This is a genomic window from Nocardia anaemiae NBRC 100462, assembly GCF_001612725.1.
Taxonomy (GTDB): Bacteria; Actinomycetota; Actinomycetes; order Mycobacteriales; family Mycobacteriaceae; genus Nocardia; species Nocardia anaemiae.
Genome location: NZ_BDAZ01000026.1, coordinates 156388 through 167227 on the forward strand (window position 1 = coordinate 156388; position 10840 = coordinate 167227).

12 protein-coding genes and 2 pseudogenes are annotated in these 10840 nt (G+C 65.2%); 3 read left to right on the forward strand and 11 right to left on the reverse strand.

Annotated elements, in window-relative coordinates; all coding sequences use genetic code 11:
• Positions 1-319: 319 nt before the first annotated feature.
• Positions 320-916 carry a TetR/AcrR family transcriptional regulator gene (locus tag NA5_RS39335; protein WP_084484224.1) on the reverse strand — a complete coding sequence of 199 codons (597 nt, stop codon included), beginning with the start codon at positions 914-916 and terminating at the stop codon, positions 320-322.
• 58 nt (positions 917-974) lie between these two features.
• Between NA5_RS39335 and NA5_RS18055 the strand changes: the two genes are divergently transcribed.
• Complete coding sequence (locus NA5_RS18055) at positions 975-1736, forward strand: nuclear transport factor 2 family protein (protein ID WP_062987485.1); 762 nt, start codon at positions 975-977, stop codon at positions 1734-1736.
• A 30-nt stretch (positions 1737-1766) separates the two neighbouring features.
• Here the strand turns inward: NA5_RS18055 and NA5_RS18060 are convergent, their stop codons facing one another.
• The 3 genes from NA5_RS18060 to NA5_RS18070 form a co-directional block, all read right to left on the reverse strand.
• Positions 1767-2363: an MBL fold metallo-hydrolase gene (locus tag NA5_RS18060; protein ID WP_062987556.1), complete on the reverse strand. Its 597-nt coding sequence runs from the start codon at positions 2361-2363 to the stop codon at positions 1767-1769.
• 62 nt (positions 2364-2425) lie between these two features.
• A complete protein-coding gene (locus NA5_RS43575) occupies positions 2426-2896 on the reverse strand; it encodes a metallothionein (RefSeq protein WP_503826376.1) in 471 nt (156 codons plus the stop codon).
• Entirely contained in the window at positions 2820-3209 is a 390-nt protein-coding gene (locus tag NA5_RS18070) for a DUF2267 domain-containing protein (protein WP_062987487.1), read from the reverse strand. The genes NA5_RS43575 and NA5_RS18070 overlap by 77 nt, the downstream gene beginning before the upstream one ends.
• Before the next feature lie 268 nt (positions 3210-3477).
• Here NA5_RS18070 and NA5_RS18075 point away from each other — a divergent pair, with 268 nt between their 5' ends.
• The gene (locus NA5_RS18075; protein WP_062987488.1) at positions 3478-3681 is read left to right on the forward strand and encodes a cold-shock protein; all 204 of its coding nucleotides are present in this window, start codon (positions 3478-3480) and stop codon (positions 3679-3681) included.
• A gap of 318 nt (positions 3682-3999) precedes the next feature.
• Here NA5_RS18075 and NA5_RS18080 read toward each other — a convergent pair whose 3' ends face one another.
• The 6 genes and pseudogenes from NA5_RS18080 to NA5_RS18095 all read right to left on the reverse strand — a co-directional run bounded on the left by NA5_RS18080 (position 4000) and on the right by NA5_RS18095 (position 8948).
• Positions 4000-4821: a YceI family protein gene (locus NA5_RS18080; RefSeq protein ID WP_062987491.1), complete on the reverse strand. Its 822-nt coding sequence runs from the start codon at positions 4819-4821 to the stop codon at positions 4000-4002.
• Positions 4821-5807, reverse strand: a complete 987-nt coding sequence (locus tag NA5_RS43215; protein WP_245672278.1) for an MSCRAMM family protein — start codon at positions 5805-5807, stop codon at positions 4821-4823. Before NA5_RS43215 ends, NA5_RS18080 begins: the two co-directional genes overlap by 1 nt.
• A gap of 48 nt (positions 5808-5855) precedes the next feature.
• Positions 5856-7367 (reverse strand): annotated as a pseudogene (locus NA5_RS43220) (MDR family MFS transporter); the annotation flags it as partial.
• Between the two features lie 37 nt (positions 7368-7404).
• A complete protein-coding gene (locus NA5_RS18090) occupies positions 7405-7902 on the reverse strand; it encodes a MarR family winged helix-turn-helix transcriptional regulator (RefSeq protein WP_062987493.1) in 498 nt (165 codons plus the stop codon).
• A 301-nt stretch (positions 7903-8203) separates the two neighbouring features.
• Positions 8204-8362: pseudogene (locus tag NA5_RS42250) on the reverse strand (helix-turn-helix domain-containing protein); the annotation flags it as partial.
• 127 nt (positions 8363-8489) lie between these two features.
• Entirely contained in the window at positions 8490-8948 is a 459-nt protein-coding gene (locus NA5_RS18095; protein ID WP_062987495.1) for a MarR family winged helix-turn-helix transcriptional regulator, read from the reverse strand.
• 62 nt (positions 8949-9010) lie between these two features.
• On the opposite strand from NA5_RS18095, the gene NA5_RS18100 reads away from it, so the two are divergent.
• Positions 9011-9379, forward strand: a complete 369-nt coding sequence (locus tag NA5_RS18100) for a VOC family protein (protein WP_062987497.1) — start codon at positions 9011-9013, stop codon at positions 9377-9379.
• Positions 9380-9607: 228 nt separating this feature from the next.
• Here NA5_RS18100 and NA5_RS18105 read toward each other — a convergent pair whose 3' ends face one another.
• The gene (locus NA5_RS18105) at positions 9608-10732 is read right to left on the reverse strand and encodes an FAD-dependent oxidoreductase (protein ID WP_062987499.1); all 1125 of its coding nucleotides are present in this window, start codon (positions 10730-10732) and stop codon (positions 9608-9610) included.
• Positions 10733-10840 lie beyond the last annotated feature (108 nt).

The following is a 10840-nucleotide window of genomic DNA, read 5'->3' on the forward strand; positions in this document are numbered from 1 at the left end:
GTTCGGCGATATGGTCTACGACTTGGACTTCGCCAAGCCGCTGGCCGCCGATGATCCGGTACCCATCGTGCAGACACTGGCATTCTTTCTGACCGATGACGCGCCGAATCCCTATGCACGCCAACATATCGCGGAACAGCAGCGGGCCGAGGCGGTGCGTCGGCTGGCGGGTCGGTCGGGCATTCGGAGCGGATTCGCCATGCGGCTGCCGCGCTGGGCACAGTCCGCGGCTCCGCCGCGCGAAGACGCGCTGGCCGACGTCGGGGCGGGCTGGCCGATGGTTCGGCGCTTACCGCCGATGCCATCGCGACGTGTCCATTCAGCGGCCGACACCGCCCTCCGGACCAACCAGCTGCTTGGCCACCTCGGTGACGTGATCGACGAAGGCGCGGCGGTCGGTGCCGAGGTTTCCCTCGGTCCACTCCACGAACAGCGAGATCAGCGCGCCGAACAGCGCGGAGAACCGCATCCTGACCAGAGGGTCATCGGGTGCACCGCCGATGAGACCACCCAGCGCCGACACCGCGATTCCCGGAGTGGTTTCTCGCACGTGACGCCGCAGGCCGATATCCGCGAGCGGCTCGATCAGCAGGATGCGGCAGATGCGCGGGTCGGCCTCCATGAGGCGCGCGGCGGCATCGAACACGCCGTGCAGGTCATTCGAGGTAACTGCCGGTGCGACAGCGTCTTCCATCCGCGACAGGGCGGCCGCGTACACGGCATGCAGGAGCGCCTCGACGTTCGGGAAGCTCTCGTAGAAGAACTTCTGACTCAACCCCGCCTCCCGACAGACCGCGCGCATCCCCAACGCCGCAACGCCGCAACGCCCGACCACTTCGACCCCGGCGTCGACGAGCCGGTTTCGCCGTTCGGCGACGCGATCCTCGGCCGCCCGTCCACCGTAACTCCTTGACACGGCGCCACATTAACAACCACCCTGATCGGAAACCAGTTGCTTCCCGATGGAGTAGTCGATGTTCGACGACGAGAAATTCCAACAATCGCTGCGCCGGCCACGCCTGGCGCAGCCGATACCGCGAATCCTGAACAACCGGGCCGAACCCGTAACGGTCCTCGACGAACCGGCTCTCACCGCAATGACCCAGCAATGGTTCGACGAGTACGAAAAGAAGATCGAGTTCTACCACCAGCACGGCCTCGACATCGCCTGGACCCTCGACTGGGCGAAGAAGTACTGGTGGAGCTGGCAGACCCGAGACATGAGCTACAACCACGAGCTCTACACCGAGGATCTGCGCTACAAAGACGTTACGACGTTGGGCGCCACCATGATCGGCCTCGATCAATTCGTGCAGTACAACTTCGCCTTCTTCGATGCCATTCCCGACTGGCGCTACGACCCGATCCCCGGACAGTCCTACCTCGACGTGACACCGCAGGGCGAGATACGCATGGTCGTCCGCTACTACGGCAGCGGCCACCTCGTCGGCCCACTGAAACTGCACCCCTACGGCACCGACGCGGTCGCCATCCCCGGCAACGGCGCCTTCATCCAATGCACAGCGGTGGACCGATACCACTTCAACTCCGACCATCTGATGTACGAGGGCGAAACCCTCTACGACCTCATCGACGGCGTGCAACTTGCCGGACTGCTCCCAGGACCATCATCCAGGAGCTTCCGATGGTTGATGCGCGGCGCCGCTCTCGCCACCCGCGTATCGACGCGACTCAACCGAGCCACCGCCCAGGAACGCGGCATCCTGCCGCGCTGAAACCCGCGCTCGCCGCCGGGCGGTGTTTCTTCAGCGGAGGCGGTAGATCCGGCCTTGGACTCCCCACTCGCCGAATTCCGGGACGGCGCCACGGTCGATGGCACGGATCGACGGGCGGCCGATGTGAGCGAAAACCAGTCGTCGAACACCATTTTCCCGGGCGCGGCGGGCGGTGTCGCACACCGCGGCGTGCCCGCCGACGTTGTGCGCGAAACGAATCGGCCGAGTCCAGCCCGCGGCATCGGCGAACATCAGATCCGCACCAGCCGCCCACAGTGGGAACTGCCAGAACTCGGGTGCCCACACCACCCGACGCCTGCCGCAGGAGATGAGATAGCCACAGGTGGGATGGCTGGTGTGCACGACAGGGCACGGGTCGACCCGCAGTGCTCGAGCACTGTAAGAGCCGACTGCGGGTTCGGTGTCGTAAGCCCTCGCAAGGCGGCGTATCTGCGCGATGAGCTCGGCACGGTCGTCGGTGAGCAGCCAGGCGTCGATACGGCCGCCGGGCTCGGCCCCCGGTCCGCCGTCGAACATGATCCGCGACCTAGAGGAGGACACCAGCAGCCCGGCGGGACGGTACCGCGGCGAGTTCATCGCCCCCACACCGAGCAGCTCAGATTCCATGCGACTGAACGCTGCTGCGCCGGGAAACAGGAAGAACCGTCGGTCCCGGGACAGCACCGCCGTCACACGTGGTCGACCAGGCCTCTGGCCCCCTCGGACACCGCGCAGTGCACGCAGCAGAAGAATCGACCATCTGCTTCCACGCCGTGGCCGATGATCTTGCACTCGCAGTGCTCGCAGATAGGTGCCATGCGGTGGATCGCACATTCGAAGCAGTCGAAGACATGCCGTTTTCCCTGAGCCTCGACGACGATCGGCATAGCGTATTCGTTACCGCAAACCTCGCATGCGCTCATGCAACCGTAGGCTACTCCGCGGAACCGGCACCACGTCTCTACTTCTCGGTTATGTGCGCATGACCGTGGCGCGGTGGTCACGTCGGTGCCGCCACCGAGGTGGCCACCGTTCCATCCGGCGATGACGAATACCAGCCCGGTCAGCACATCGGCATCCGGTTCAGTGCTGGACGGGTTCGGTGCCGAGCAGGTCGGCGTAGTCGGCGGGCAATTGCGCCGCAATATGGTCGAATTCATGTGGCATCGCCACCTTCAAAGCGGCCATAACGGCCCGAGAATGCCTGCGCGCCTGCTGCTCGGTGTGTTCTCCGCCTTCAGCGGTGGCCACCCGTCGATAGAATTCGTCGATCGCGAAGCGCTCCCCCGCGCCGGTCTGCGGCAAGGCCTCGGCAAAGGTCTTCGGCAGCTGTGATGCGAGGTCTTTGGTCTCACCACCCGTGATCCGCTGACCGAGCACCTGCAGGGTGGCCCGGATCGCCAGAGCGCCCTCGTCGACATCATCGATCTGCGCAGTGCTGCGAACCGCGGATACCAACTGATCTTCGTTCATGATTCCTCCCGTCCCGAATCGGTTGCGTACAGATTTCGGACCCCACGTCGCGGCCGCACATCCACCCGGTCGCAAAACCTGGCCGCCTGTCTGGGCACTACCACCAAGCATATTTCAGGCCTCGTGACTCCAGCCGACCCATGCCGAGCCCTCGGTATACGAGCCCCGGAGGTGTGAATTCTGCGCCTCATGGCATAGTTGTCTGTTGAGACCGGGCTTATCGAAGCGATCTGCACGGCTCACCTACAGAAAAGAAGTTGTAAATAACATGGCTCAAGGCAGTGTGAAGTGGTTCAACGGTGAAAAAGGCTTCGGCTTTATCGCTCAAGACGGAGGCGGCCCTGACGTCTTCGTGCATTACTCGGCTATCGGCGGGTCAGGTTTCAAGTCCCTCGAAGAGGGCCAGCGCGTGGAATTCGAGGTAGGCCAGGGCCAGAAGGGTCCGCAGGCCCAGGATGTCCGCGCTATCTGATTCAGCGTGACTTGAAGAGGCTCCGCACCATCGAGGTGCGGGGCCTTTCTCGTTCACATAGCGGTTCTCACGCCGTGAACGACCGCGCATCAAGCGGCAGTGTCACCTGATTCGGGTTAGTGCGCGCCGGAAGGAACGGCCTCGCATCAGGTGATGCGACCTTGCTCGATGCCGCGCCGACGCACCGGTTCGGCACTACCGGATCTTCACAACGCATCTCGCCGCAGACTCCCAGGCAACCGCGCGGTTTGCGAGCTGGTTTCGGACAACGTGGCGTCCTCGCGGCCGACCGCGCGATTCCGTGGCGGCGGCAGTTATCTAGATTGCTGGGAGCTGCTCGCCTTGTACGACTTCGATGTCGAGATCGAGTTTGACGGAGGTGCCGACGGCGGCCACTCCCGCGCGCACGACCGCGTTGTAGTCGATCGCGAAATCATTGCGGTGCAAGAGTGTTTCGGCGTGGAACGCAGCGCGCACACCACCCCACGGATCCGCTCCGAACCCACCATAGGTCACCTCGAGATCGACCGAGCGACGCTGCCCGTGCAGGTTCAGCTCACCCGGCATCACCCAGGTGTCACCCCCTGTGCGACGAAACCCGCTGCCGGTGAAGGTGATCAGCGGATAACTGTTGACTTCCAAGAACTCCGGCGAGCGCAGGTGATCGTCACGCATCGAGATACCGGTATCGATACTCGCCGCATTGATCTCCGCATGTCCGGTCGACCGCTCGAACGGCTCAGCGATATCGAGCCGCCCGCTCAGCTCCGCGAATCGGGCCTTGATACTCGCGATACCCAGATGACGAACAGTCGCGATCACCGTCGAATGCACCGGATCGATCGTCCACGGCCCCGGCGGCGGCAGCGCCATCGCCCCCATGACCGGCACCAACACCACCTCACCGAGCACACCCGTCCCCACCGAGGAGATCTGCACGGTCCGCGCCACCGGCTCGAACCCGACAGCAGTGAGCACCGCGGTATGTACACCCGCGGGCAACAGCTCGGTTCCCACTGCCCCGGTCTCGTCGACGACCGCGCGGGCGATCTGGCGCCCGCTCATATCCGTCACCGTCAACACCGCATCCGGTACCGGCCACCCCTGCGCAGTGCAAATACGACCGGTCAACCCACTCATCAACGATCCCCAGACTCGTCGTAACCGAGACGCACATCGTAGGCGACCTCGCCACCGGACACAGTGACCTGTCCGGTCACCGGCGGATAGCCGCGAGCGACGACGGTGTATTGCCCTTCGAGCAGATCGGTTACGACATAACAGCCGTTCTCGTCGGTGCGTGCCGTCGCGGCCACCTCACCTGCGGCGTCGAGCACACTCACCAGCACATCCGGCACCGCCCTGCCGTCTGCCCAGGCGGCCCCGGAAAGCACTGCCATCGCAGCCAATTCGATGTCATGACGCAACACGCCACTGTCGGGCACCGTCAACGTGGTGGCACTGGGGCGCATATGCTCAGCGACCGCGACCAAGGTGTAGACACCCGACACCACACCATGACATACGTAGGTGCCGTCGCCGCCCGTGACAGCCGACCCGACCACCTCACCACGCAAATCGGTCAACGTGACGATGGCACCCGACAACGGCACACCGTGACCCGCGGTACGGACCACACCCGACAACTCACCGGAACCCACCAAGGTCAGATCCAGTCGCTGGGAGCGTTGACCGACCGACACATTGACCGCGGTCGGCTGGTGTCCGATCGCCGACACGATCAACACATAGCCGCCCGGCTCCGGCGCAGTGATCGCATAGCCACCATCAACAGCACTGCTCGCCCGCGCGACCTGACGGCCACCCGGCTCGATCAACGTCAACACCGCACCCGACACCGGACGACCGTCCTCACGATGGACACGACCACCCAATGCCCCACCACCGGTGTCCGAGCCGGACGAGCCATCATTCGCCCGACCGGTCTGTGACGACGCATGGACCCGGTACACACGACCGTTCTGTTCTACCGGCGCATGCCCATTGACCGACGCGGCCGACACCGGTTCAGGCTCGGAGAAGACCCGCTCGGCGCCTTCCCGGAGTTGGGCTTCGTCCCAGCTCGACTCCGCGAATGCAGCCAGTTCGGCATCCAGTGCCGCCATATCGTCCCCGACGGTCGGATCGTCCTGCGACACAGTCTTTTTCGGGTTCGGGTCGAGGTTCGGGTCGATGTCGATCGTGCGGCGCAGTGGACGGTTCGGAAGCAGGATGGTCGCGATGAGGGCGACGACCGTCGCGGCGGCGGCGATCAGGAAGATCCGGCCGGTCGCGTCGCCGTAGGAGACGCGCACGATCGTGGCTATCGGGGTCGGCAACGCATCCAGATTCAGGTTGCTGCCGCCGGAGGACCTGGTCGGAATGCCGAGCCTGGCGAAACCTTCTGCCGAAAGCTCGCTCACGCGAGTCGCCAGCACCGAGCCCAGGACCGAGACCCCGATGGCGCCGCCGAAGGTGCGGAAGAAGGCGACGCTACTGGATGCCGCGCCGATGTTGTGCACGCTCACCGTGTTCTGCACGGCCAGCACCAGGTTCTGCATCATCATGCCGACCCCGAGCCCGACAACGGCGATGTAGCTGCCGACCAGCCACAGGTTGGTCGCGTGGTCGATCGTGGACAGCAGCCCGAACCCGACCACCAGCAGCGCACCGCCGCTGACAACGAAGCCCTTCCACTTGCCGAACCGGGTGATCAGCTGGCCGGAGCCGACCGAGGCGACGAGCATGCCCGCTACCAGCGGGATGGTCAGGACACCGGCCACGGTCGGTGAGTAGCCGCGTGCGGTCTGGAAATACTGACCGAGGAAGGTGGTCGCACCGAACATGCCGACACCGACGGCGATCGAGGCGATGATCGCCAGACCGGTGGTGCGTTCGGTGACGATCGGCAGCGGGATGATCGGCGACTTGGCGCGGGATTCGACCCACACGGTCGCGATCAGCAGCAGCACACCCGCACCGACGTAGAGCGCCGACTCCGAGGAGATCCAGGGGTAGTAGTTCGCCTTCCCGGCGAAGGACACCCAGATCAGCAGCACCGAAACACCGGCGGTCAGCAGCGCCGCACCGAGCCAGTCGATCGACACTCCGTCCTTGCGCTCGGTGGGCAGCCGCAGCGTTCGCTGCAGCAGCACCAGCGCGATCACCGCGATCGGCACGCACACAAAGAAGCACCAGCGCCAGCCGAGCGGGCTGTCGACGATGACACCGCCGAGGATCGGCCCACCCGACATCGATACCGCCATTACCGCACCCATGTAGCCCGAGTACCGACCGCGTTCGCGCGGCGCGACGATGGAGCCGATGATCGCCACGACCAGTGCGGTCAACCCGCCCATGCCGATGCCCTGGATGACACGCGCGACCAACAGCACCGGCACGTTGTGGGCGAGTCCGGCGATGACCGAGCCGACGACGAAGATGACGATGGCCGACTGGACCAGCAGTTTCTTATTGAACAGATCGGCGAACTTGCCCCAGATCGGGGTGGACGCGGCGTTGGCCAGCAGCGCCGTGGTGATGACCCAGGCGTATGCGGTCTGCGACCCCTGCAGATCGCCGATGATCGTGGGCAGCGCGGTCGAGACGATCGTGGTACTGAGTAGCGCCGTGAACAACGCTGCCAGCAGCCCGGTCAGGGCTTCCAGGACCTGACGATGGGTCATCGCGCCCGGCTCGCGCCGCGTCCCCGCATCGACTGAATTAGACATCCACTTCCTGACTCTCCGTCGCGACCGGCTCGCCCTCGCACACCCCGGTGTGGTGCGCGACTGCGGCCAGTGAATTCCTGAGCTTCTGAACAAACATGGCGGCCTGCTCGGCTTCCTCCTCGCTCCAATCGGCGAGAGCAGCCTGCAGTCCCCGAGCCCGCGATACTCGGATGCGCCGCAGCAGATCGCGTCCTTGGTCGGTGATTTGGATGAGGGTGGCTCGGCCGTCCCTGGGATCGGCATGGCGGGCAATGTGGCCGGAACTCACCAGATCGGCGACGTGCCTGCTCAGTGTCGATGGGCTGATGCACAAGTCCGCGGCCAGATCCACCTGCCGACACCCTCCCCTGGCCTCGAGAGATCCCAGCACGCCGACACCGCCGGGAAGCAGGTGTCCCTCTTCCGGGTGCGCGAGGGCAGCGCGAATCGCCCGGCCCATGAAATAGAGCTCCTTTATCAGGCTCTGAGCCGCATCCGGTGACACTGCCATGCCCACTCCCAGCACGAGATTAGTTGCTTGTGCTATGCAACTATATACTACTTACTTGAGCTAAGCAATTAGCTGCCGTGACATACAGAGATACAGTCACTTCATCGCCTCCATCGGCGCGTCGCCGAGACGACACGCCAACGAGTCCTCACACGAGCAAATCGAGGGCTATCGGTCGCGGCGTGCTTCCCGACAAGGTGCCGAGGGCAGGAAAGCCAGACCAACGGCGCACTACACAAAGCTGTTGCTCCCAAAGCGCTCGGACGAATCGTCTGAGCCGAGGACATCGCCACCGGCAAACGCCGCTGGGCGGGCGCTGGTACTTCGGCGGCCCGTCCGCAGCGAGGGTCCGCTTCACGGTGTTGCGGGGCGCGCCCATCAGCCGGGCGATCGCCTGGATCGGCATGCGCTCCGACCGGCGCAAACGACGAATCTCAGCCCAATCCTCCACAGCGAGCACCCCTTCGGTCCTCCCTGGCCCGGATAGAGCCAGAGTCACCGACCAGATGGTCCGTTTTGAGTTGCCGCGTGGCGCTCAGTTTTCCGCCGACAATCCGGGCGCGACGAGACGTGCGCCGGGGAACGAGCTATGCACCGTCGCTGCCATCGCGCAGGGAATGGATCATGCTCCGCAGGATCCGGACCGCGTCTGACTGCTCGGTCTCGGTCAGGTCGGCCAGCATTCTGACCTCGACAGACCGGACCGCTACGGTCGCCTTCTCGAGGCTTCGTCGTCCACGAGGCGTGAGCCGCGTGGGAAGAACCTTCCCGACGGGCGCCTCCGCAGGCCTGGTCACGTAGCCGTCTCGTTCCAGGGCCTGAAGCAGCACGTTCATCGTCTGCCGTGTCACGAACGCGCCCCGGGCGAGCTCGGAGTTCGACAGGCCCGGTCGTTGAGCCAGCAGCTCGAGGCAGGAGTAGTGAGTCACGCTCATCCCGAGCGGCCGCAGCACCTCCTCCATGGCTACGCGGAGGGCGCTCGACGCCTCTTTCAGCAGGTAGCCCAGTGACGTCTGTAGGTCGATGCCGACACCGTCTTGACTCATGTCAGTACTCTGACATAGCTTGGTCTGTGTCAGAAAACTGACACCGACTAAGGAGCATCATCATGCCCGTCACCGGCCCTGACTTCATCTCGCTCCAGGCGCGCGACCTCGACGCTTCGCAGGCGTTTTACGAGCAGTACCTCGGCCTCGTCCGCTCGCAGAACGGACCTCCGCACGCCGTCGTCTTCGAGACGAAGCCGATCGCGTTCGCACTCCGCGACGTCGTACCCGGCACCGATCTCGCGTCCGTTGCTCAGCCCGGCATCGGTGCCGCGATCTGGCTCCACGCCACAGACGTCCAGGCCATTCACGATGCTCTCGTCACCGACGGTCACACCATCGTCTCCGCACCGATCGACGGCCCCTTCGGTCGGACGTTCACCTTCGCCGACCCCGACGGCTACCAGGTCACTCTCCACGACCGCGCCTGATAGGCCAAACGCCACCGGACGATCACCGGCCCCCGCAGACCGCGGTTGCGCCGGAGACTCGAGAATGCGCCCGCCTCGACGAGGCTCGTCAACGCCAGTGGCTCGGCGAGGTCAGCGCCCTGCAGGAAACCCCGCGCCATATCGACGCGAAACGCGCCTGAGGGCCCGCGCCACTGTCCGAGGTGGCTACATCGGTGAATCCTGACGCAGTTGACCGGAAATTTCGGCTCAGGACAGTTTCGCTTCCGGGGCGAAGGCGGGCAGCTTCTCGAGACTGCTGCGCACGGCCTCGGCGCCGTAGTCGAACATCTGCCGCTCGTAGTCGTCGACCGCGCTGTGCAGGTCCTGGCGGTCTTCGATGACCTCGATCAGGCAGCGGCGCAGCAGATCGGCATCGCGCAGCGCGGTGTTCGCGCCGTTGCCGCCGGTCGGGGAGGTGGCGTGGATCGCGTCGCCGAGCAGCGTGACGGGGCCGGGCGCCCAGCGCCGGCCGGGCTCGACCACCCGGATGGACAGCAGCGTGCTGTTGTCCGGGTCGGCCTGTTCGATCAGCGTGCGCAGCTGCGGGTGCCAACCTTGCATCCTGGACAGGACCGCGTCCTGCGCGGTCAGGTCCGCCAGCGAACCGTTGGGCGGCAGGATCATGGCCCAGCGCACGTAGTCGCCGATGTCAGGCAGTGAGACTTCGGGGGCCAGGTGTTCGGCGGCCTGCTTGGGCGGGGTACGGAAGCGCATCGCGCCCAGCAGCAGGCTGACGCCGTCACCGGTGATCTTCGAGCCGTAGGCCTTGGACAGGCCGAGGAACTCGTCGGTCAGTGGGGTGCGGCCGATGACGAACCGGACGCCGGTGTCGGTCGGGGTGGTCTGCGGCGACAGCACCCCGCGGACCGCGGAGGTGATGCCGTCTGCGCCGACGAGCAGGTCGGCGGTGGCCGGGTCGCGGCGGGCGAACTGGGCTCGGACTTTGCCGCCTGCCAGAACGTCGTAGCCGGTGAGTGCGGCGTCGGTGTGCACGGTCAGGCCGGTCAGCAGCAGGTGTCGTAGCACTTGGCGGTCGACGACGATGCCGGTCCGGCTCGCGCCGAGCCTGCCGGTCTCGTTCAATTGCGGGTCCAGGATCAGCTGCTCGGCGGAGGCGTCCATGACGATCTCGTCCAGCACCGGGTGCCAGCGCGTCGGCAGGCAGTCGCGCAGCGCCTGAAAACCGATTGGGTTCAGCACGAGCCGATAGCCCTGGAACCGCGCGACAATCCCCGGGTCACGTTCGAACACATCGGCCTCGACCCCGGCACCACGAAGGCCCTGCGCGAGCGCCAGACCTCCCAGCCCGGCTCCGACAACGGAAACTCGCATCACACCTCCGCGAACATCGATACGAACTAAGTTCGTTATTACGATCTAAGTTCTATATAACGAACTTAGATCGTGTCAAGGTAGAGTTCCGGCATGCCCGCCGCTCCC